Annotated in this window: 23 protein-coding genes; 15 read left to right on the forward strand and 8 right to left on the reverse strand. The window is 70.2% G+C overall.

Translation table 11 applies throughout. From position 1 onward, the window contains the following. Nucleotides 1-83: 83 nt before the first annotated feature. On the forward strand, nucleotides 84-824 hold the full coding sequence (gene cobB / locus CRT60_RS34375; RefSeq protein WP_098740821.1) for a Sir2 family NAD+-dependent deacetylase: 741 nt from the start codon (nucleotides 84-86) through the stop codon (nucleotides 822-824). Further along, a complete protein-coding gene (locus CRT60_RS34380; protein ID WP_098740822.1) occupies nucleotides 817-1428 on the forward strand; it encodes a uracil-DNA glycosylase family protein in 612 nt (203 codons plus the stop codon). The genes cobB and CRT60_RS34380 overlap by 8 nt, the downstream gene beginning before the upstream one ends. A gap of 33 nt (nucleotides 1429-1461) precedes the next feature. On the opposite strand, the gene CRT60_RS34385 is transcribed toward CRT60_RS34380, so the two are convergent. Next, a complete protein-coding gene (locus tag CRT60_RS34385) occupies nucleotides 1462-1812 on the reverse strand; it encodes a metallopeptidase family protein (protein ID WP_098740823.1) in 351 nt (116 codons plus the stop codon). A gap of 142 nt (nucleotides 1813-1954) precedes the next feature. On the opposite strand from CRT60_RS34385, the gene CRT60_RS34390 reads away from it, so the two are divergent. Both CRT60_RS34390 and CRT60_RS34395 read left to right on the forward strand, forming a co-directional pair. Further along, complete coding sequence (locus CRT60_RS34390) at nucleotides 1955-2257, forward strand: 4a-hydroxytetrahydrobiopterin dehydratase (protein ID WP_098740824.1); 303 nt, start codon at nucleotides 1955-1957, stop codon at nucleotides 2255-2257. 123 nt (nucleotides 2258-2380) lie between these two features. Then, a complete protein-coding gene (locus CRT60_RS34395) occupies nucleotides 2381-2692 on the forward strand; it encodes a polyhydroxyalkanoic acid system family protein (RefSeq protein WP_098740825.1) in 312 nt (103 codons plus the stop codon). A 58-nt stretch (nucleotides 2693-2750) separates the two neighbouring features. Here the strand turns inward: CRT60_RS34395 and CRT60_RS34400 are convergent, their stop codons facing one another. Genes CRT60_RS34400 through CRT60_RS36595 form a run of 3 tightly spaced genes read right to left on the reverse strand, consistent with a single transcriptional unit; the run spans nucleotide 2751 to nucleotide 5878 of the window. Beyond that, entirely contained in the window at nucleotides 2751-3785 is a 1035-nt protein-coding gene (locus tag CRT60_RS34400) for a site-specific tyrosine recombinase XerD (RefSeq protein ID WP_098740826.1), read from the reverse strand. A 43-nt stretch (nucleotides 3786-3828) separates the two neighbouring features. Then, nucleotides 3829-5757, reverse strand: coding sequence for a hypothetical protein (locus CRT60_RS34405; RefSeq protein WP_098740827.1), 1929 nt, complete (start codon nucleotides 5755-5757; stop codon nucleotides 3829-3831). Then, the gene (locus tag CRT60_RS36595) at nucleotides 5738-5878 is read right to left on the reverse strand and encodes a hypothetical protein (RefSeq protein WP_167393297.1); all 141 of its coding nucleotides are present in this window, start codon (nucleotides 5876-5878) and stop codon (nucleotides 5738-5740) included. The genes CRT60_RS34405 and CRT60_RS36595 overlap by 20 nt, the downstream gene beginning before the upstream one ends. 308 nt (nucleotides 5879-6186) lie before the next feature. On the opposite strand from CRT60_RS36595, the gene CRT60_RS34415 reads away from it, so the two are divergent. From CRT60_RS34415 to CRT60_RS34435, 5 genes are all read left to right on the forward strand, one after another. After that, the gene (locus CRT60_RS34415) at nucleotides 6187-6957 is read left to right on the forward strand and encodes a shikimate kinase (RefSeq protein WP_342210694.1); all 771 of its coding nucleotides are present in this window, start codon (nucleotides 6187-6189) and stop codon (nucleotides 6955-6957) included. Nucleotides 6958-7008: 51 nt separating this feature from the next. Continuing rightward, nucleotides 7009-8154 carry a 3-dehydroquinate synthase gene (gene aroB / locus CRT60_RS34420; protein ID WP_098740829.1) on the forward strand — a complete coding sequence of 382 codons (1146 nt, stop codon included), beginning with the start codon at nucleotides 7009-7011 and terminating at the stop codon, nucleotides 8152-8154. 117 nt (nucleotides 8155-8271) lie between these two features. Further along, on the forward strand, nucleotides 8272-8760 hold the full coding sequence (locus CRT60_RS34425) for an SRPBCC family protein (RefSeq protein ID WP_098740830.1): 489 nt from the start codon (nucleotides 8272-8274) through the stop codon (nucleotides 8758-8760). A 167-nt stretch (nucleotides 8761-8927) separates the two neighbouring features. Further along, nucleotides 8928-9389 (forward strand): CBS domain-containing protein, encoded by a 462-nt coding sequence (locus tag CRT60_RS34430; protein ID WP_098740831.1) that lies wholly within the window; start codon nucleotides 8928-8930, stop codon nucleotides 9387-9389. 114 nt (nucleotides 9390-9503) lie between these two features. Next, entirely contained in the window at nucleotides 9504-10151 is a 648-nt protein-coding gene (locus CRT60_RS34435) for a DUF2889 domain-containing protein (RefSeq protein ID WP_098740832.1), read from the forward strand. A gap of 34 nt (nucleotides 10152-10185) precedes the next feature. Here the strand turns inward: CRT60_RS34435 and CRT60_RS34440 are convergent, their stop codons facing one another. Both CRT60_RS34440 and CRT60_RS34445 read right to left on the reverse strand, forming a co-directional pair. Then, a complete protein-coding gene (locus tag CRT60_RS34440) occupies nucleotides 10186-10653 on the reverse strand; it encodes a ribbon-helix-helix domain-containing protein (RefSeq protein ID WP_244592902.1) in 468 nt (155 codons plus the stop codon). 301 nt (nucleotides 10654-10954) lie between these two features. Beyond that, entirely contained in the window at nucleotides 10955-11230 is a 276-nt protein-coding gene (locus tag CRT60_RS34445) for a BolA family protein (RefSeq protein WP_042690482.1), read from the reverse strand. Nucleotides 11231-11380: 150 nt separating this feature from the next. On the opposite strand from CRT60_RS34445, the gene CRT60_RS34450 reads away from it, so the two are divergent. The 4 genes from CRT60_RS34450 to cobT all read left to right on the forward strand — a co-directional run bounded on the left by CRT60_RS34450 (nucleotide 11381) and on the right by cobT (nucleotide 15557). After that, on the forward strand, nucleotides 11381-12025 hold the full coding sequence (locus CRT60_RS34450; protein ID WP_342210695.1) for a J domain-containing protein: 645 nt from the start codon (nucleotides 11381-11383) through the stop codon (nucleotides 12023-12025). Nucleotides 12026-12099: 74 nt separating this feature from the next. Continuing rightward, entirely contained in the window at nucleotides 12100-13104 is a 1005-nt protein-coding gene (cobS, locus tag CRT60_RS34455) for a cobaltochelatase subunit CobS (RefSeq protein WP_098740835.1), read from the forward strand. Nucleotides 13105-13196: 92 nt separating this feature from the next. Beyond that, nucleotides 13197-13580 (forward strand): GxxExxY protein, encoded by a 384-nt coding sequence (locus CRT60_RS34460; RefSeq protein ID WP_098740836.1) that lies wholly within the window; start codon nucleotides 13197-13199, stop codon nucleotides 13578-13580. A gap of 105 nt (nucleotides 13581-13685) precedes the next feature. Continuing rightward, nucleotides 13686-15557: a cobaltochelatase subunit CobT gene (cobT, locus tag CRT60_RS34465; protein ID WP_098740837.1), complete on the forward strand. Its 1872-nt coding sequence runs from the start codon at nucleotides 13686-13688 to the stop codon at nucleotides 15555-15557. Between the two features lie 187 nt (nucleotides 15558-15744). Here cobT and CRT60_RS34470 read toward each other — a convergent pair whose 3' ends face one another. Next, nucleotides 15745-17748 (reverse strand): adenylate/guanylate cyclase domain-containing protein, encoded by a 2004-nt coding sequence (locus tag CRT60_RS34470; RefSeq protein ID WP_244592903.1) that lies wholly within the window; start codon nucleotides 17746-17748, stop codon nucleotides 15745-15747. 153 nt (nucleotides 17749-17901) lie between these two features. Further along, nucleotides 17902-19377 carry a M48 family metalloprotease gene (locus CRT60_RS34475; protein WP_244592904.1) on the reverse strand — a complete coding sequence of 492 codons (1476 nt, stop codon included), beginning with the start codon at nucleotides 19375-19377 and terminating at the stop codon, nucleotides 17902-17904. Nucleotides 19378-19429: 52 nt separating this feature from the next. Here CRT60_RS34475 and CRT60_RS34480 point away from each other — a divergent pair, with 52 nt between their 5' ends. Next, on the forward strand, nucleotides 19430-20311 hold the full coding sequence (locus CRT60_RS34480) for a thermonuclease family protein (RefSeq protein ID WP_244592905.1): 882 nt from the start codon (nucleotides 19430-19432) through the stop codon (nucleotides 20309-20311). Further along, complete coding sequence (locus tag CRT60_RS34485) at nucleotides 20308-21168, forward strand: c-type cytochrome (RefSeq protein ID WP_098740839.1); 861 nt, start codon at nucleotides 20308-20310, stop codon at nucleotides 21166-21168. Before CRT60_RS34480 ends, CRT60_RS34485 begins: the two co-directional genes overlap by 4 nt. Nucleotides 21169-21205: the final 37 nt, after the last annotated feature.

The raw sequence follows: 21205 nt of genomic DNA on the forward strand, positions 1-21205 counted from the left end.
TTGCGGCTTTACTTCCCTGCGTGACGGGCGTACGCCGCAGCAGTTTTCTACATGACCGGTTTCCGAACCGCTAAGGGGATCCCATGCCCGCTCCCGCCCTGACCAACCGCCTGCGACCGACCGACCGGATCGTCATCCTGACCGGGGCGGGGATTTCCAAGGAGTCGGGGCTGGACACCTTCCGTTGCGCCGGCGGCATCTGGAGCCAGGTCGATCTGGAGGATGTGGCGACGCCGGAGGGCTTCGCCCGCGACCCCGATCTGGTCCACCGCTTCTACAACGACCGCCGCCGCGGCCTCGCCGACCCGGCGGTGCAGCCCAACGCCGCGCACAGGGCGCTGGCGGAGTTGGAGCGGCGCTGGACGGGCAACGTCCTGCTGGTGACGCAGAACATCGACGATTTGCACGAGCGCGGCGGGTCTGTTGCGCCGCTGCACATGCATGGCGAGCTGCTGAAGGCGGTCTGCCTGCATTGCCGCACGGTGGTGGAGGTGCAGGGCGACCTGTCGGTGCACGACCATTGCCTGACCTGCGGGCGCAAGGGCGGCATGCGGCCCGACGTGGTGTGGTTCGGCGAGATGCCCTATCAGATGGAGCGCATCCAGCGGGCGCTGGAGGAATGCGACCTGTTCGTGTCGGTCGGCACCTCGGGCCATGTCTATCCTGCCGCCGGCTTCGTGGCGGAAGCGCGCTCGGCCGGCGCCTATACGGTCGAGCTGAACCTGGAACCGTCGGAGGGCGCGTCCTATTTCCACAGCTCGATCCACGGTCCGGCGACCCAGGTGGTGCCGGCCTTCGTCCAGGATTTGCTGACGCTTGTCTGATGAAACCGTTGAGGGCGGTTCGGATCTCGACCGCCTGTTCGCGAAGGCGCGCGCCTGCACGCTGTGTGCGGGGGTTCTGCCCCATGGCTGCCGCCCGGTGTTGCGCGGCAGCCCCACCGCCCGCCTGCTGATCGTCGGGCAGGCGCCCGGCGCGCGGGTGCATGCCAGCGGCATCCCCTGGGACGATGCCTCCGGCGACCGGCTGCGCAAGTGGCTGGCGATGGACCGCCCCGCCTTCTACGACGAATCCCGCATCGCCGTGGTGCCGATGGGGCTGTGCTATCCCGGCACCATGCCCAAGGGCGGCGATTACCCGCCGCGTCCGGAATGCGCGCCGCTGTGGCACCCGCCGCTGCTGGAATCGCTGTCGGGCGTCCGGCTGACCCTGCTGATCGGGCAGTATGCCCAGGCGCGCTACCTGGGCGAGCGGCGCAAGGCGACGATGACGGAAACGGTGGCGAACTGGCGGGAGTACGGCCCGGCCTTCCTGCCGCTGCCGCACCCGAGCTGGCGCAACACCGCCTGGCTGAACCGCAACCCGTGGTTCGAGGAGGATCTGGTGCCGGCCCTGCGCCGCCGGCTGGCCGACGCGCTGGGCGACTGAAGGCCCTGCCCTGCCCCTCCCCTCGCCTGCCTCCTACTCCATCGTCTCGATCCGCTCCATGTCATCGTCGGAGAAGCCGAAATGGTGGCCGATCTCGTGGATCAGGACATGGCGGACGATGGCCGGCAGCTCCTCCCCCGTCTCGCACCAGTAATCGAGGATCGGGCGGCGGTAGAGGAAGATCATGTCCGGCCCGCCGCGCAGGTCGGCGACGCTTTGCCGCGTCAGATCCACGCCCCGATAGAGGCCCAGCAGGTCGAATGGGCTTTCCAGCTCCATCTCCCGCTCGGTATCCTCATCGGGAAAATCCTCGACATGGATCACGAGGTTCCCGACCGGGGCGAGCAGCTCCGCCGGGATGGTGTCGAGCGCCTCTTCGGCCATGCGCTCCAGGTCTTCGACCGTGGGCGGAACCGTATGGGGACCTGAAGGTTTCCGTATCATGCCGCAGAAGGTAGCGAACCGCCGCCCGTTCGCCAAGAAGCTGCGGGCGGCAAAAGAGAGACTTAAGGAAAGGGAGGTCATCATGTCGGATCGTCTTGTCGGCGCGCATCGCCAGACGGCGCTGAAGGAACTGCACGGCTGGGCGGAGGTGCTGGAACGCGACGCCATCCGCAAGACCTACCATTTCGCCGATTTCCCCGCCGCCTGGGGATTCATGAACCAGGTCGCCCTGCTGGCCGAGAAGACCGGCCACCATCCCGAATGGTTCAACGACCTGGGCCGGGTCGAGGTGATCCTCTACACCCGCAAAAGCGACGCCGTGACCCAGGCCGACGTCGACTTCGCCCATCGCCTGGACCAGATGGCGCCCCTGCACGACCGCTGAGCGATTGCCAAGTGACCGCTAAGTGACCGCCGGGGCGGGACCCATCGCCCGCCCCCCGCGTTATTCCTGTTCCGCCGCCGACCGGACGGCGGGACAACACCGTGCAGTGCGGAGCCGCCGACCATGCCGAAACCCCTGACCCTGTCCATCCCCCATTCGCTCGGCCGGGCGGAGGCCAAGCGCCGGCTGGTCGACGGCATGGGCGAGGTGCGGGCGCGCCTGAGCGCCGTGTCGGCCAGCGTCGACGACAGCTGGACCGACGACCGCCTGAACTTCCACGTCGTGGCGCTGGCCCAGACCATCGCCGGCCACATCGACGTGCTGGACGACCGGGTCGAGATGGAGGTGCAGCTGCCCTGGGCGCTCGCCCTGCTGGCCGACAAGATCAAGAACAAGGTCTCGCGCCAGGGCACGCTGATGCTGGAGAAGAAGTAAGGATAGCGGGGGAGGTTGCGGGCTGCGTCAGCCGAAACCCGCCCCATCCTTACCTGCCCTACCCCTCCGACGCCTCCTCCACCTTGCGGCGCGCCAGCGGGTGGTGGTCGTGCATGACCCTCTTCAGCCGCTCCGTCACCACATGGGTGTAGATCTGCGTCGTCGCGATGTCGGCATGGCCCAGCATCTTCTGGACGGAGCGCAGGTCGGCGCCATGGTCGAGCAAATGGGTGGCGAAGGCGTGGCGCAGCACGTGGGGGCTGACCTTCTCCGGGTCGATGCCGGCGTCAATGGCCAGTTGCTTCAACAGCTGGGCGAAGCGCTGGCGCGTCAGGTGGCCCTCGGCGGAGATGCGGGACGGGAACAGGAAGGGGCTGTGCCCGGCCTCCCCCCCTGCACCGGCGCTTGGCGGGATGAAGTGGCCGCGGAACGGGATATAGCCGGCCAGCGCCGCCAGCGCCGGGTCGGACAGCGGCACCATCCGCTCCTTGCCGCCCTTGCCGCGCACCAGCAGGCCGCGGCCGTCGCGCATGATCGCGGTCATCGGCAGGCCGACCAGCTCCGACACGCGCAGGCCGGTGGCGTAGAGCACCTCCAGCAGGGCCACCAGCCGCAGCCCCTCCGGCCCGCCGCGCGCCTCGGCGGTGGACAGCATGGCGCCGACCTCCGCCTCCGTCAGGATCTTGGGCAGCGGCCGGCCCTGCTTGGGGCTGTCGAGCGGCGAGGCGGGATCGTCGGTGCGGCGGCCTTCCGACAGCAGGAAGCGGTAGAACTGCCGCATCGCCGACAGCCGCCGCGCCACGGTGCGGGGGGCGCCGTCCTTGCTCTGCACCGCCAGATAGGCCCGCAGATCCTCGGTGCCCGCCGCCTCCAGCGCCACGCTGCGCTGGGCCAGCCAGCGGCCGAGGTCGGCGAGGTCGCGCTCATAGGCCAGCCGCGTGTTCACCGCCGCCCCGCGCTCCGCCGTCAGCATGTCGAGGAAGGCGTCCAGATGCGGCGAGGCGGCGAGCGGGCGCGGCTTGCACGGCCGGCCGCGCCGCTTGGCGCCGGCTTTGGCGCCGGCTTTGGCGACGGTCTTTTTGCTGCCGGTCATGGTGTCGGCGTCATGGTGATGGCGGGCTCCACGGGGCGGAAGGTCATTCGGTTGTCGATGTGGCGGGGCCGGCGATGGCGGCCATCGCCTCGCGAACCAGCGCGCGGGCGTCCGGTTCCAGCCCGACCGCCTTCAGGTTGGCCGCCACGCGGGCGGTGACGACCGGCGGCAGGGTGGCCGGCCCGGCCTCCCCAAGCAGGATCAGGGCGACGGCCACCGTCTCGCCGATGCGTCCGCCGGCCGCGGCGTCGCCCAGCCGCTGCCACAAGGCGGGATCGACGCCGGCCTCGCTGCCGCTGGGCGGGCCGGCGCCGTCGGTGGCGGTCATCCAGGCCTCGTCCGGAATGGCGACTCCGGTGGCCTGGAGCAGCGCCAGCTGGCCGGCGACGCGGTTGCGGGCGGGGGTGTCGGCGCCGCGCAGCGCCTCGTCCAGCCAGGCGGTCAGCGCAGCCGGATCCCTGCTCTGCCCCGTCGCCACCGCCGCCAGCGGCCACAGCCAGGCGGTGTCGGCGCTGCGGCCGCTGCGCAGGGCCAGATCGTGCCAGCGCCGCGCCTGATCGAGGCGGCCTTGCGCGTAATAGAGCCGGGCCGCCGCCGGGGACAGCGCCGCGGCATCGCCGGTCGGCGACACGCCGTCGAGCAGCCCGGCGGCGGCACCGCCGACCGGCCCGGCGCGCAGGCGCGGATCGACCAGCTCCACCGCCAGCGCCGCCAGCGCGACGCGCCGACGCCCGTCCATCGCCGCCGCCATCGCCTGATGGACCAGCGCGCGGGTGCGGGCGCCGCGATCACGCCGGGCGATGTCGCGGACCCGCAGCAGCTCGTCCCCCACTGCCGGCACCTGGGCGTAGAGATCCTGCAGCTGGCGGGCATCGAGGAACAGGGCAGCCGCCGCCCGTTCGCCGGCGGCGGCGCGGGTGGTGGGATCGGTGGCGGGGTTGGTGGCGATGGCGGCCAGCGCCGGCAGGCTCTCCAGCGGCAGCCGGTCGGGCGGCACGCCGATCCGCGCGATGCGCATGGCGGCGAGCAGCAGAGCCAGCCCGTCCGCATCGGCTTGCAGCGACAGCGAGCGGGCCGGCGGCGGGGCGGCACCGGCCAGCGCCTCGGCAACCGGCAGGAAGGGGTCGGACCGGCGGCTGTCGCGCAAGACCGCCAGCGCCTCGTCCGTGCCGGCCCGGTCGCCGGCGCGGGCACGGCAGAACAGGCCCAGCTTGGCCCAATAGGCGGAGGCGAAGCTCTTGCCGCGGGCCAGCGCATGCGGGCAATCCAGCCCGCCGCGCACCAGCTCCGCGTCGGTCAGCGCCCTGGCCGCCGGCTCGTCCGCCGCCAGCGCCGCCGGCAGGCGCCCGGCCAGTTCGGCCGCCCCGGCGGGATCGCCGAGCCGCGCCAGCTTTTCGATGCGCAGGGCGCCGAGGCGGCGGGGCGGCGGCGCTTCCCCGGTCGCAACTGCCGGAGAGCCGGCGCTCAGCAGCAGACGGCGTTCCAGCGCCTTGACGGTGGGAGACGGGGTGTCGACCGGCAGGGCGGCGATCAGGAGAAGAAGCTCCGCCCGGCCGATGCCGCGCCAGGGGTCGCCGCCCAGCCCCTGCAAACCGTCGAAGAGGCCGGCACCGTCCGGGTCGGGCGCGCCCAGCGGCTCGCGCACGACCGGCGCCGGCCGCGCCACCACCGGCGAGACGGCGGGCGGCGGCGTGACCGCGGGCGGATAGGCCGGCACGACGACCGGAGCGGGGGCGGAAGGCCGGGGCCGGACGGGGGTTTCCACCGCGGCGTCGGGCGTCAGCCGGACCGGCGGGCCGAGGGCTTGGGCGGCGGCCTGGGCACCGGCTGCCATCGACCAGCCGGCCGCCAGCAGCCCGGCCAGAAGCGGAACGGTTGCCCGTCCGGCTCCCTGGGATCGGGCATGCTTCTGTAGGACGCCCGGCCGGACGTTTCCGGCCGATGGTCGGGGCTCAGCGCGGGAAGCGCTCATCCGGCAGAACCTTCTCCACCGTTTTCGACGGAGCCGGCAGGTCCCACGAGGCGAGGAACACCATGCCACCGGCGATCACCAGCAACAGCAGGACGAAGAGGATCGAGAGAAACCGGCTCATGGCACCAGGGACGTGTTGTGTCGGAAAACGGAGGATCGGAGCGGAGCTACCATGTCCTGCATCCGCAGGGCTTGGGACAAGCAAGGGCTTTTCTGCTAAAGCATCCGCGGCTCCGGCCGGCGGCCGAAGGACGGCGCAGTGTAGCCACAGGTTGGACCGCGGCGCAACCCGTCCACCGGGCCATTCGCCGGCTCCGCAGCAGGATGCGGGGCAGGGCAGGGCGGAACCGGAGCGCTTGTGCCGGCCAGCTTTCGGCGGGTATGAGTGTTGTCTGTTGCAGCGGTGTGACGGCCGGCGGAGACGCCGGCATGCTGGGGCCGGGAGTGCGGGTGGCGGATCGGATGGATGTGATGGGACTGCGCAAGGCGATGACGGCCCAGGGCCCGGGAGCAGGCCCGGGCCCGGCGGAGAATGCGGTGCCGCTGCTGCCGCGCACCGTGGTGCTGGTCGGGCTGATGGGGGCGGGCAAGAGCGCCATCGGGCGCCGGCTGGCCGCACGCCTGCACCTGCCCTTCCGCGACGCCGACACCGAGATCGAGGCGGCGGCCGGCTGCACCATCGCCGAAATCTTCGCCCGCGACGGCGAACCGGTCTTCCGCTCCGTCGAACGCCGCATCATCACCCGTCTGGTGAAGGACGAGCCGGTGCATATCCTGGCGACCGGCGGCGGCGCCTTCATGGATCCGGAAACCCGCGGCGCCATCCGCCAGCACGGCGTGTCGGTCTGGCTGCGTGCCGAACTGGACGTGCTGGTCGCCCGCACCGCCCGGCGCACCCACCGCCCCATCCTGAACCAGGGCGATCCGCGCACCATCCTGGGCCGGCTGATGGAACAGCGCTACCCCGTCTATGCCGAGGCCGACCTGACCGTGGTCAGCGACGAACGCCCGCCAGACGTGACGGTGGAGCTGGTGATCGACGCGCTGGAGGCGCATTTCGGCGTCCAGCTTCCCCACCGCCAGCCCCAGGGCCAAGCCCAAGGCCAGGGCAACGCCCAGCGCGGCGGCCGGCCCGGAAAGCCCGACACCCCAAAAACCGACGCCCCGAAAGCCGACGCCCCGAAAGCCGACGCGCCCTGATCCCCGTCTCCCGCCCCTTTCCCTGAACCACCAGCTTCGCGGACTGCCCCGATGACCTCCGTCAACGCCACCACCCCGGCCGCACTCGACACCGTCCGCCTGGAGCTGGGCGCCCGCAGCTACGACATCCTCGTCGGCGACGGGGTGCTGGCCGATGCCGGCGAGCGCATTGCCGCGATCACCCGCGGCCGGGCGCCCATCGTGGTGACCGACGCCAACGTCGCGCCTCTGCATCTGGACACGCTGAACGCCGCGATGCTGGCGGCGGGGATCGCGCCGCAGCCGGCCATCGTCCTGCCGGCCGGCGAGAAGACCAAGGACTTCGCCCATTTCCAGCAGCTGATGGACGACATCCTGGGCCGCGGCATCGAGCGGTCCACCGTCCTGCTGGCGCTGGGCGGCGGGGTGATCGGCGACATCACCGGCTTCGCCGCGGCGTCGGCGCTGCGCGGCATCGACTTCATCCAGGTGCCGACCACGCTGCTGTCCCAGGTCGACAGCTCGGTCGGCGGCAAGACCGGCATCAACAGCCGGCACGGCAAGAACCTGATCGGCGCCTTCCACCAGCCGCGCCTCGTCATCGCCGACACCGCCACGCTGGACACCCTGCCGCGGCGCGAGGTGCTGGCCGGCTATGCCGAGGTGGTGAAATACGGCCTGATCCGCCAGCCCGACTTCTTCGCCTGGCTGGAGCGGAACGGCCGGCGGGTGGTGGACGGCGACAGCGACGCCCGGCGCCATGCGGTGACCGTCAGCTGCCGCGCCAAGGCCGACATCGTCGGCGTCGACGAGCGCGAGAGCGGCGACCGCGCCCTGCTGAACCTGGGCCACACCTTCGGCCATGCGCTGGAGGCGGCGACCGGCTTCGGCCAGACCCTGCTGCATGGCGAAGGGGTGGCGATCGGCATGGTGCTGGCCTTCGACCTGTCGGTCCGGCTCGGGCTGTGCCCGGCCGACGACGCGCGGCGCGCCCGCGCCCATCTGGCCGATGTCGGCCTGCCGGTGCGCCCGGCCGACATCCCCGGCGTCGCCTGGGACGTCGACGGGCTGGTGCGGTCGATGGCGAAGGACAAGAAGGTGCAGGACGGCCGCATCACCTTCATCCTGGCCGACCGCATCGGCAACGCCTTCACCCGCCGCGACGTCGATGCCGCCGCCGTCCGCGCCGTGCTGGACGAGTCGGTCCGGCCCGCCTGATCCTCGCCCATCACGGATAGTCCGTCTTTCGCACAATAGCAGCGGCAGCGGTTGCCAGCCCATACTCCCTCCAAGACCGCGGCTATCCGGCCGCGGCAGCGATGGGGAGGATGGGTGATGAAAGCGATGCTTGGCATGACGGCGGCGGTCGGGTTGCTGCTGGCGGCGGCGCCGGCCATGGCGCTGGAGGTTCGCGAACAGGCGACGATCAAGGCGCCGGTCGAGCAGGTGTGGAAGCAGATCGCCCCCTTCTGCGCGATCAGCGACTGGCACCCCGCGGTGGAGGGCTGCACCCTGCGCAAGACCGGCGACCGCCAGGAACGCGACATCGCGCTGAAGGGAGGCGGAGCCATCCAGGAGCGGCTGACCGGCCTTTCCGCCGCCAAGCACCGGCTGCGCTATACCCTGCTGACCGGGCCGCTGCCGGTGAAGAACTACACCTCCACCATCCGGCTGAGCGCGGTGGACGCCCACACCACCCGCATCACCTGGTCCTCGCGCTTCCAGGCCAGCGGCGCCTCCGACGCGGACGCGCGGAAGGCCATTGCCGGCATCTACACAAGCGGCTTCGACGGGTTGCGCAAGCGGCTGGAGTCCGGCCAGTAACGGCACCGCCGCCGGCAGTGGTCCGGCGCATGCGGGAAATTCCAGACAATCAGTTCTATTGACGATCGGTCCATCAAGCTGACAGGATCGTGTATGCCGCGCTGCGAAATCGCGGTCGAGTGCATCGTTCGTCCACAAAACCTGCAATCACGAGGGAGATGGGACACATGCCGACACGCCGACTGATGCCCGACGTCATCAAGAACCAGGAGCTTTCCTGCCTGCCGCCGGGCGCCACCGTGCGCGATGCCGCCACGCTGATGGCGCAGAAGCGCATCGCCGCGGTGCTGGTCACCGACGGGAGGACGCTGAAGGGCATCGTCACCGAGCGCGACATGACCGCCCGCGTGGTCGCGGCCGGACTCGACCCCGACACCACCCTGCTGTCGTCGGTGATGACCGCCGATCCCGACACGCTGGAGCCCTCGGCGACCGCGCTGGAGGCACTCGACCTGATGGAGCGTCACCATTACCGCCACCTGCCCGTCGCGGTGGACGGCGAGGTCGTCGGCATGGTGTCGATCCGCGACCTGTTCGCCGTGGTGCGCACCCATCTGGAGGACGAGCTGCGCAGCCGCGAGGCCTACATGTTCGGCAGCGGCTATTCGGCCGAGGCCACGCTGGGCTGACGGCAAGCTTGACCCATAGGTAACGCTGCGTTGCGGTGGGGTCGGGTTGACCGGGCGCCCGGCCCCACCGATAGTCGAGGGTGAGCCATCCTCTTTGCTGAACTGGAAAGCCCGATGTCCGCGCCCTCGCTGTCCGCCCCCGCCGCGCGCGAGCCGATCCACACCCGTCGTGTCACCTGCCAGGGCTTTCGGCGCGCCGACGGGCTGTGGGACATCGAAGGCCACCTGACCGACGTCAAAAGCTATGGTTTCCATACGGAGGAGCGTGGACATCTGGAGCCGGGAACCCCGATCCACCAGATGTGGATGCGCCTGACCGTCGACGACAAGCTGACCGTCCAGGCGGTGGAGGCGGTGACCGAACACAGCCCCTACAAGGCCTGCGGCAGCATCACGCCGCAGTTCCAGCAACTGGTGGGCCTGCGCGTCGGACCGGGCTGGACCCGGGCGGTGAAGGACCGGCTGGGCGGAGCGAAGGGCTGCACCCATCTGGTCGAGTTGCTGGGTCCGCTGGCGACCACCGCCTTCCAGACCGTCTACCCGATCCTGGCCCGCGAGGCGGCGGACCGCGCGAAGGCGTCCGGCAAGCCGGCCCAGGACGACGGCAAGCGGCCGGTGCTGCTGAACATGTGCCATATCTTCGACAGCAACGGCGAAGTGGTGCGCAGGCATTGGCCAGCGCACTACACCGGCCATGATCACGACGGCCCTCGAAGCGAAGACCAAAACGAAGACGCCGCCCGGGAAGAGGCGGCGGAATAGGACAGCCTTCGCCCCGGACGCCGGGTGGTGCCGCTCAGGCGTCCAGACCAGGCTGGGCCGGACCTGCGGCCTGGGTCGGCCCGGGGGTCGGACCAGGCGTGGGGAAGCTGCCGCCCGCGGCGACCGCGGCCTTGACACCGTCCTCCTCGTCAGCCGTCGGCAGCTCGAACGGCGTGCCGACGAACGGGTCGCTGCCGCCATGGCCGGCACGCATATGACCGTCCTCGGTGCAGGCCCGCCGGTAATAGGACGCAATGAAGACGCGCACGGCCGACGTCAGGGTGACATCGGCGTCTTCCGGCCTGATGCCCTTGCGGCGCGCCTGTTCCTCGATCCGCTCCTTGATCTGGGTGCAGAGGCGGTTGACGGTCAGGCATTCCCGACGGCCGATCTCCTCCAGAGCATCCCACATCGACGGTTCCAGCCGCATGCTCGTGCGGTGCCCGCCGATCATGATGTTCTGGCTCCTCAGCGGTTCCACCCCCGCATGGGAAGTGATCACGCGCTTTTTCTTCGGCCCACGCTTCGCCATCCGCAGCCCCTTCCACGAAGCCGCCGGCGGACATGCGAAGTTTGTGTCCGCCACGGCGCGATAAATGGTTGCATATATCATACTTTACTAAACGCAGCGGGAAATGCAACCACGCTAGCGCCTCTCGTTCTTGCAAGTTTTCCTAAAATCGACTCTTGGTTGCATTCATATGTATGCTATTTGTGCCGCTCAACCGCTCGTTATTTGAAGCGCACGAACGATCGGTATGAACCTCCTGCGGACGGGAGGCTTGCGGGCTTTCCGGCCCCGTTCAGGCCCCGGCTTCACCGGGAGCGTGGGTGGTCAGCCCCAGCGCATGCACCCGCTCGCGCAGCTCGTCGGCCAGCAGCGCATAGACCATCCGCTGGCGCTCCACCCGCGACTTGCCGGCGAAGGCGGCGGAGACGACGGTGACGTGGAAGTGGGTTTCGCCGGCGGCGTCCGCCCCGGCATGGCCGGCATGGCGGGCGCTGTCGTCGACGACGTCGAGCCGGTCCGGCGCCAGTCCGGCGGTCAGCTTTTCGCGGATGCGGGTGGCGTATTCCATGGCGGATCCTGATGTCTCGTCGCTGGTCGGGAAGGGATGGGAGCGGCCGCGGCGGGATGTCGTGACCCGGCCGGCGCGCCAACGGTCAGGACACCGTGCGATCCCTGCCCTGTCAAGCATCTGTCAAGCCGGTGGCCCCGCGAATTGCGGATGACGGAAGCTCGATTCGGCGTGCTTGCCAGAGGCACCGGCTCTTCCCATACTTGGCCGATGACCAGGAACCGCGCCCGCTCCAGTTACGACAGCTACGCCGCCCCGCGTGCGGCCACCCGTGTGTGCGACCATCCCGATTGCGTTGCCGCCGGCGAATTCCGTGCGCCGAAAAGCCGCAGCAGCCTCAACGAGTACTGGTGGTTCTGCCTGGAGCATGTCCGGGAGTACAACCGGGCCTGGGACTATTACGCCGGCATGTCCACCGACCAGATCGAGGCGGAGGTGCGGCAGGACACGACCTGGCAGCGGCCGAGCTGGCCGCTCGGCAAATGGGCGACGCAGGAGCGCTTCATCCGCGACCGCGTGGTCAACGGCTTCAGTTTCGAATTCGGCCAGGATACCGGCAAGACGAAGAACGAGGAAAAGGCGCACCGGCGCCACCACGCCCGCACCGAAGAGGAAAAGGCGCTGGCGGTCCTTGAACTGACTCCGCCGGTGGACTTCGCACGGATCAAAGCACGCTATCGGGAGCTTGCGAAAAAGCATCATCCCGATGCCAACGGCGGCGACAAGGCTGCGGAAGAACGCCTGAAAGAAATCAATCAGGCCTACAATACGCTGAAAGCCTGTTATGCTGCCTGAACCCCCGTTGGCGGGCCGGGTCAATCCCGCGGCCGCTGGACAACCGACACTCGCTGGAACGTAAGAAACCACCCATGGCTTCCCAAGGAGCGACCCAGGCCAGCTCGGCCCTGTTCGACCACAAGCCCGACACGACGGTCTCGGTGCGTGAGGTCTTCGGCATCGACAGCGACATGCAGGTGCCGGCCTTCAGCCAGCGCTCGGAGCATGTGCCCGACCTCGACAGCGCCTACCGCTTCGACCGGGACACGACCCTGTCCATCCTCGCCGGCTTCGCCTACAACCGCCGCGTCATGGTCCAGGGCTATCACGGCACCGGCAAGTCGACCCATATCGAACAGGTCGCGGCCCGGCTGAACTGGCCCTGCATCCGCGTCAACCTGGACAGCCACATCAGCCGCATCGACCTGATGGGCAAGGACGCCATCGTGCTCCGCGACGGCGTGCAGGTCACCGAATACCGCGAGGGCATCCTGCCCTGGGCCTTGCAGCATGCCTGCGCCCTGGTGTTCGACGAATACGACGCCGGCCGCCCAGACGTGATGTTCGTGATCCAGCGCGTGCTGGAGGTGGAAGGCAAGCTGACGCTGCTCGACCAGAACCGCGTCATCCGCCCGCACCCGGCCTTCCGCCTGTTCGCCACCGCCAACACCGTCGGCCTCGGCGACACCACCGGCCTCTATCACGGCACCCAGCAGATCAACCAGGGCCAGATGGACCGCTGGAACATCGTGGCGACGCTGAACTACCTGCCGGTCGACGCCGAGGTGAAGATCGTCCAGGCCAAGGTCGCGTCCTATGACGACGCCCGCGGCCGTGACACGGTGGCCTCGATGGTGCGTCTGGCCGACCTGACCCGCGCCGGCTTCATCAACGGCGACATCTCCACCGTCATGAGCCCGCGCACGGTGATCACCTGGGCCGAGAACGCGAAGATCTTCAGCGACGTCGCCTTCGCCTTCCGCATCACCTTCCTGAACAAGTGCGACGAGGTGGAGCGGCCGACGGTGGCCGAATACTACCAGCGCTGCTTCGGCGTCGAGCTGCCGGAGACGGGGGTCCAGGCGAACCTCGTGTGATCTTGTGCGCTGCGCCCCGCTCTTCGGTGAAGTCGGGGCACGGCACACAAGGATTCACACGGATTTCACGGATTTAAACACGGATTTCACGGATGAAGGTGAGCCTGGGCGCCGATCTCGACCGCTTGACCGAGCGGGTCATCGGCGCCGCCTTTGCGGTTCATGCCGCATTGGGCCATGGGTTTGCCGAACAGGTCTATAAAAAGGCGCTGTTTCGTGAGTTATCCGACGCCGGATTGACGGTTGCCACGGAAGTGCCTTTCAAGGTGCTTTACAAAGGTGATCCCGTCGGCAGCTATTTTGCGGATCTCGTGGTCGAACAGCGGCTGATCGTGGAGTTGAAGGTTTGCGAGGCTTTGATCCAAGCCCACAGCCGCCAAGTCCTGAACTATCTGCGGGCAAGCGGATTGCAGGTTGGGCTTCTGTTCAACTTCGCCGGACCTAGCCTTACGGTCAAGCGAGTGCTGACGCATTAGAAAATCCGTGAAATCCGTGCCCAAATCCGTGAAATCCGTGTCAATCTTGCCCGCAGTTCTCCGACCTTGTCCGAAGCCGGTACCACAACCCGAAGACGCCCCGCGATGACCACCCAGAACGACACCCCCGTCGAAGCCTTCAAGCGGTCCACCACCGCCACGGTGCGCGCCATGTCCCGGCGGGCGGAGGTGCAGGTGGGCTTTTCGTCCGACCCGCCGGGGCTGTCGGGTCAGCGCGTGCGGGTGCCGCTGCCGGCGCGCGACCTGAACCCGGTCGAGGTCGCCAAGCTGCGCGGGGCGGCCGATGCCGTCGCGCTGCGGCTGCGCCATCACGACGCCACGGTGCATGCCCACCGCATGCCGCTGGGCGATGCCGCCCGCCAGGCCTATGACGCGATGGAGCAGGCGCGCTGCGAGGCGCTGGGCAGCCGCGACATGGCCGGCGTCGCCCACAATCTGGAAGCGGCGCTGGAGGATCGCTACACCCGCCAGGGCTTCGACCGCTTCGACGACCGCGGGCAGGTGCCCTTGTCGGAAGCGCTGCGGATGATGGCACGCGAGGCGATGACCGGTGCGCCGCCGCCGCCCGCCGCCGCCCACGCCGTCGACCTCTGGCGCCCCTGGATCGAGGAGCGGCTCGGCCGGGACATGAAGGGGCTGGCGAACTATGCCGGCGACCAGGAAGCCTACGCCAAGGCCGTCCGCCGCCTGCTGGCCGACCTCGACATGGAAGTCGGGCAGGAAGCCGACCAGGAGGAAGAGGAGGACCAGCAGACCCAGTCCTCCGAGGACGAGGAGTCGCCGCAGCACGGCCAGACCCGCGGCCAGGACGAGGACCAGTCCGACGCCGAATCGATGGCCTCGTCGGAGATGCAGGACTCGTCGGAAGCCGGCGAGAGCGCCGAGGAGGGCGCCGGCGAGGAAGGCGACATGGAGATGGGCGAGGGCGAGGGGGCGGAAGAGCCCGCCGGCCCCGGCCAGCCCTGGCGCAACGACGCCAACCGCCGCAACGAGCCCGATCCCAACGCCTACAAGGCCTTCACCACCCAGTATGACGAGGTGGTCGACGCCGCCGACCTCTGCGACCCGGCGGAACTGGAACGGCTGCGCCACCTGCTGGACCAGCAGCTGCAGAATCTGCAGGGCGTGATCTCCAAGCTGGCGAACCGGCTGCAACGCCGGCTGATGGCCAAGCAGCAGCGCTCCTGGAACTTCGATCTGGAGGAAGGCATCCTCGACGCCGCCCGGCTGGCCCGCGTCGTCGCCAACCCGGTCCTGCCGCTCTCCTTCAAGGCGGAGAAGGAGATGGATTTCCGCGACACCGTGGTGTCGCTGCTGATCGACAATTCCGGCTCGATGCGCGGCCGGCCGATCTCCATCGCCGCGATGAGCGCCGACATCCTCGCCCGCACGCTGGAGCGCTGCGCGGTGAAGGTGGAGGTGCTGGGCTTCACCACCCGCGCCTGGAAGGGCGGGCAGGCGCGCGAGGCCTGGGTCGCCGGCGGCAAGCCGCCGCATCCCGGCCGGCTGAACGACCTGCGCCACATCGTCTACAAGGCGGCCGACATGCCGTGGCGCCGCGCCCGCAAGAATCTGGGCCTGATGCTGCGCGAAGGCATCCTGAAGGAGAACATCGACGGCGAGGCGCTGCAATGGGCGCACAACCGGCTGCTCGGCCGGCCGGAACAGCGCCGCATCCTGATGGTGATCTCCGATGGCGCCCCGGTCGACGATTCGACCCTGTCGGTGAATGCCGGCAATTATCTGGAACGCCATCTGCGCCAGACCATCGAGCAGATCGAGACCCGCTCGCCCGTCGAACTGGTGGCGATCGGCATCGGCCACGACGTGACCCGCTATTACCGCCGCGCCGTGACCATCGTCGATGCGGAGCAGTTGGGCGGCACGATGATGAACAAGCTGGCCGAACTGTTCGACGAGGACGACCGCCGCGGCGGCCGTCGCGGCTGGCGCTGAGGTAAGGAAGCGGGCATGGGTGTTTCCAGCTTTGTCAGTGACTTAGCTGGAAATATCGGCCTGGATCAGGGTGTATCCTTACCTGGAAACCCCAAATACCCTCTCCCGTCCCGGGAGAGGGAGGGACCCGCCGAAGGCGGGAGGGCGAGGGGCAGGGCAAGACCCCCGAACCACATGGCTCCTTGGATCACCCCTCACCCTTCCCAAGCTCCGCTTGGGCCCCTTCCCTCTCCCGGGGCGGGAGAGGGAGTTGTATCGGCGCCGCTTTCTCCCCAGCTGGCGCCGCCGCCTTCGCCGCGTCCTTCTTCTCCTCCTCCAGCACCAGGCGCCAGAGTTCGGTCATGCCGGTCCGGCCGCGCAGCGAGCGGCCGCCCTGGCGGACCAGCGGGACGGCGTCCTTGCCCTTGGCGGCGGTGACGCCGCTGGTCAGGACGATCACCTCGGACTCGCCCTGGAGGGCGGCCGACAGCTCCTCGATCCGGGCGGCGACATTCACGGTGTCGCCGACGATGGTGTAGTTGATCCGGCTGTCGGAGCCGATGTTGCCGACCACCACCGGGCCGCTGTGCAGCCCGACGCGGACATGGATCGGCGCCCGGCCCTCGGTGAGGCGGCGGCGGTTGTCGGCGCGGATGGCGTGGTGGATCGCCAGCGCCGCGCGCAGCCCGCGGACGGCATGGTCCTCCTGCGCCTCGGGCGCGCCCCAGAAGGCCATCAGCGAATCGCCGATGAACTTGTCCACCGTGCCGCCCTCCGCCTCGATGCAGGCGGCGAGCAGGGTGAAATGCTCGTTCAGCAGGGCGGCGGTGTCGGCGGCGGCCATATGCTCGGCCATGCGGGAGAAGCCGCGGATGTCGGTGAACATCACCGTCACCTCGCGCTGCACCGAATCGAGCCCGCCCTCGGTCTCGCGCTGGCGCATCAGGCGCAGGACCAGCGCCTTCGGCACATAGGTCTCGAACCAGCGCAGGCCGGCGACCATGGCGTTGAAGGCGGTGGCGGCGCGCGCCATCTCGCGCAGGCGGGAGTCGGGCAGGTCGGAAATGGCGCGGAATTCGAAGGCGCGGACACGGTCGGCGGCCTCGGCCAGCCGCGCCACCTGCCGGCTGATCCGCCGCCCGACCAGCAGCGCCACCCCGACCGACACCAGCAGGATGGCGAGGCCGACGGCGCCGGTGATGTAGAGCCGGCGGACCTCGACATTCAGCTCGCCGTCGCGATAGCCGATGCCGATGATCCAGTCCTGCTGGCCGTACCCCGCCATCTTGCGGGTCAGGAACATGTAGTCGCTGCCCAGCACGCGCACGCCGCGCGCCTCCACCCGCTTCTTCAACGACTGGACGGGCACGCCGCTGGACCACAGCGCCGCCAGCGCCGGGTCGTCGACCTGATCGGTGCGCGGCAGCGGCGGACCGTCCAGCTTGCCGGAAAAGTCGAAGCTGCGGCCGACCAGCGCCGGGTGGGCCAGCACATGGCTCTGGTCGTACAGCACGAAGGCGTTCAGCCCCTGCTCCACATACAGCACCGACAGGAAGCGCGACAGGTCGCCCAGCGACACGCCGACCGCCACCTGCCCCAGATAGCGGCCGTCGCGCCGCACCGGCTGGTAGAGGGTGACGAAGCTGTTCTGCGCCTCCTTCAGCCAGCGCGGGTCGGCCCAGGTGGCGGCGCTGCGGTTGGGTCCGTCCAGGATTTCCGGCGGAATGTCGCTGTCGCCCTGCATGTCGAAGGGATCGGCGACCAGCCCGCCGTTCAGCCGGCCGACGCGGACGCCGGTCAGGTCCGGGCGGACGAAGGCGAGGCCGGTGACGTCCGGGGCGCCTGCCAGCGCGCCGCGCAGCGTGTCGATCATCGCCGTGTTGTCGCCGGCGCGCAGGTCGCCGCGCTCGATCAGTCCGGCGACGAAGCGCGCCATCTCGCGCGCGGGGTCGAGCTGGTGACGGACCCGCACCTCCACCCCGGCCAGCGCCAGGTCGGCCTTGTCGTTCAGCAGGGCGAAGGTGTTGGTGCTGGCGCTGACCAGACCCAGAACCAGGACGCTGGCGACCGCCGCCAGCATCAGCGAGCCGAACCCCGCCACCAGCACCGCGGCGATGGGCAGCCGCAGGCGCCGGCGCCCGGCGGGCTTCGGGCCGGCTTTTCCCGCAGCCTTCGCCGACGCCTTCGCCGCCGCCTTGCCAGCCGGCTTCACGGCCGTCGCCGGAAGGGGCGGAGCAATCTGGGGGCGCGCTGACGGGGTATCGGACATGCGCGGCAGCCTACCCGCCCATCCGGCCGGGGGCAACCCGCGGGGCTGTATCCTTACGCGGATTTCATGCGGTCATGCTCATGCTTGGGGTTGCCGCTACTCCCCGACAATCACCTTCACCTGCTGGCCGGGTTGCAGCGGCGTGCCGGGCGGGAGGTCGTTGATGATCCGGAACAACTCTTCGGCATAGGGTTCCTGCGGCATGCGGCGGACGAGGCCGGCAACGCTGTCGCCGGGCTGCACCGCCGTCACCTGCACCCGGCGCGGGCGGTAGCCGGCGGCCTCCTCCGCGGTCATGCGGTGGAAGCTGTTGGCCGCCGCCTGGAAATCGCTGTCGAAACGAGCCAGCGATCCGGCGGGCGCCAGGAAGGTGAAGCGGTACATCTTGCCGTCCGGCGCGCGGATCGCCACCAGACGGATGTCGGCGCTGGTGCCGTCGGTCTCGCCGCGCGTGGTGGCGGTCGCCGCCGCCATGCCGCCGATGGTGAGACGCTGGAGGTTCGACAGCGTCGCGTCCTTGCCCCACACGCCGGTCAGGAAGCCGGCCGGGTCTGACACGCCGGCCGCCGATCCGCCGTCGAAGGCCATGGCGGTACCGTTCGGTCCCTTGGCGACCACCTGATCGGCGCCGTTCAGCAGCGAGTAGCCCTGCGGCACGGTGAAGGCGATGCCAAGCTGCGGGTGGGCGAAGTTGCGGCCGCGGACATAGCCGTTCTCCGGGCTGTCGCCATAGATCATGCCATCGACCGCCACCAGGTAAGGATCGCGCGGACGAGCGCCGCCCGGCGGGATGGCGCGGGCAAGGTCGGCGGCGCGGCGGACGCGCTCCTCGGTCGCCGGATGGCTGGCGAGGAAGTCGAAGCCGTCGCCGCCCTTGTTGCCGGCGCGCAGGCCCTCATACTGGCTGTCGCGGCGCAGCGTCTCCAGAAAGGTCGCCATGGCGAAGGGGTCGTAACCGGTCCGCCGCAGCGTCTCGACGCCGAGCTGGTCGGCCTCCAGCTCCTGCTCGCGCGAATAGCTGGCGACGACGGCGGTGCCGCCCAGCCCGGCCAGCTGCGCCAGCGTGTCGTTGCCGAACACCAGCCCGACCCCGGCGGCGAGCAGCCCGGCGATGGTCTGCCGGGTCTGGCGCTGCGCCGAATGGTGGGCGGTGACATGGCCTATCTCGTGCGACAGCACGCCGGCCACCTCGGCCTCGTCCTTCGCCAGCGCCAGCAGGCCGCGGGTGACGTAGACATAGCCGCCGGGCAGGGCGAAGGCGTTGACCACGTCGCTGTCCAGCACGGTGAAGGTCCAGGGATCGCGCGCCAGCGCCGTGGTGGCGGCGAGCTTGCGGCCGAGCCGGTCGATGTAGCCCTGGAGCCGGGCATCCTTCACCGCCCCGCCGAACTGGGCCAGGATCTTCGGGTGTTCCTGCGCCCCCAGCGCCGCCTCGTCGCCGCCGGACAGCACAGTGTCGAGCAGCCCGGCGCGGGCCGGCGCGGGTACGGCCAGGGTGGGCGCGGCGGCTGCCAGCAGGAGGGCGGCCAGTGTGGCGCGGAGGGGCTTGCGGAAGGGGAGATCGGTCGGCATACCGGTCAGAACCCCGCCCGGCGGCGGATGTTCCGCAAGGACGGCCTTCCCGATGCGACGTGTCACGCTCCCGCTAGTGCGACTGCCGGTCTTGTTGCTGACCGGCCTGCTGCTGTGCGGCCTGTTGCCGGTCGCCGCTTCGGCGGACGGGCTGCGGGTCACCGCCGTGCTGGACGGCGACACGCTGGAGCTTGAGGACGGCCGCCGGGTCCGGCTGGCCGGGATCGACGCGGCCAAGCCGCCGCGCAACGCCGATCCCGCCGACGGGCGGGTCTGGCCGCTGGCGGAGGCGGCGACCGCGGCGCTGGCCGATCTGGCGCTCGGCCGCCGTGTCGTCCTGCACGGGCCGGCGCCGACCGACCGCCATGGCCGGCTGCTCGCCCATCTGGTGCGGGAGGACGGGCTGTGGCTGCAATCGGCGCTGCTGGTCCGCGGGCTGGCGCGGGTCCACACCCGGCCCGACGCCCGTGCCTATGCCGCGGAGCTGCTGGCCGGCGAGGAGACCGCGCGCAACGCCGGGCGCGGGCTGTGGCGCAGCCGGGTCTATGCGGTGCGCGAGGCCGCCGACCCGGAGGAGATTTTCCGCGACCGCGACAGCTTCCAGCTGGTGGAAGGGGTGGTGCTGGCGGTGTCCAAGAGCGGCGGCGAGGGCTGGCTGGATTTCGGCACCGACTGGCGCAGCGACGTCACCGTCCATATCGGCCGCGCCGCGATGCGCGAGGTCATCCGCGCCGGCATCGACCCGCTGTCCTACGAGGGCCGCCGGGTGCGCGTGCGGGGCTGGATCACGTTGCGCAATGGCCCCATGATCGAGATCACCCATCCCGAACAGATCGAGCGGCTGGAGCGGGAGCCGGCCTCCGCCGCCCTGCGGCGCTCCGGCGCCGATGACGAATCCTGGGATGACGACGAAGGGGAGGACGATCTGGAATGAGGAAGCCGTCGCTTGGGCCTGTGGCTGGACGCCTGCTTGCCGCCCTGTCTTTGCTGCTCGTTGCCCTGCCGCTGCATCCGGCACTGGCCGGCGGGCCGGCGCTGACCATCGCCACCGCCGGAACCGAGCGGGTGTTCGACCGCGACACCCTGCTGGCCCGGCCCGACACGGTGACCGTCGACATCCCGGCCGACATCTCCTATGGCCGGCCGATGAGTTACCGCGCCGTGCCGCTCGCCAGCCTGCTGGGCACTGCGGACTTCCCGCCCGGCACGGTGCTGGAGGGGGTGGCGTCGGACGGCTTCACCGCGCAGCTGCCGCCGGAGCTGTGCCTGCGCAGCGGTCCCGACGGCGCCGTCGCCTTCCTGGCGGTGGAGCCGGCCGACCGGCCCTGGCCCAACCTGCCGGGCAAGGAGGTCTCCGCCGGTCCCTTCTATCTGGTCTGGGTGCGGCCGGAGGCGTCGGGGGTGCGCAGCGAACAATGGCCCTATCAGCTGGCCCGCATCGTCGCCTCCGACGACCCGCTGCGCCGCTGGCCGCAGCTGGCGGTCGAGCAGGGGCTGCCCGCCGACTCGGCCATCCGTGCCGGACAGGCGGTGTTCATCACCCAGTGCATGGCCTGCCACACGCTGAACGGCGCCGGCAGCGCCACGATGGGGCCGGACCTGAACCGGCCGATGAACCCGACCGAATACCTCACGCCCGCCGGGCTGAAGACGCTGATCCGCGATCCCCGCTCGGTCCGGACATGGCCGGGCCAGCAGATGCCGGGCTTCGACCCGGCGATGCTGAGCGATGCCGATCTGGATCGGGTCGTCGCCTATCTCGGCCATATGGCGGGGCGGAAGGCGCCGTGAGAGGGGGGCTTTCCGCCCCCATCCCACCCGTCAGACC

The sequence above is a fragment of the Azospirillum palustre genome (assembly GCF_002573965.1).
GTDB lineage: Bacteria > Pseudomonadota > Alphaproteobacteria > Azospirillales > Azospirillaceae > Azospirillum > Azospirillum palustre.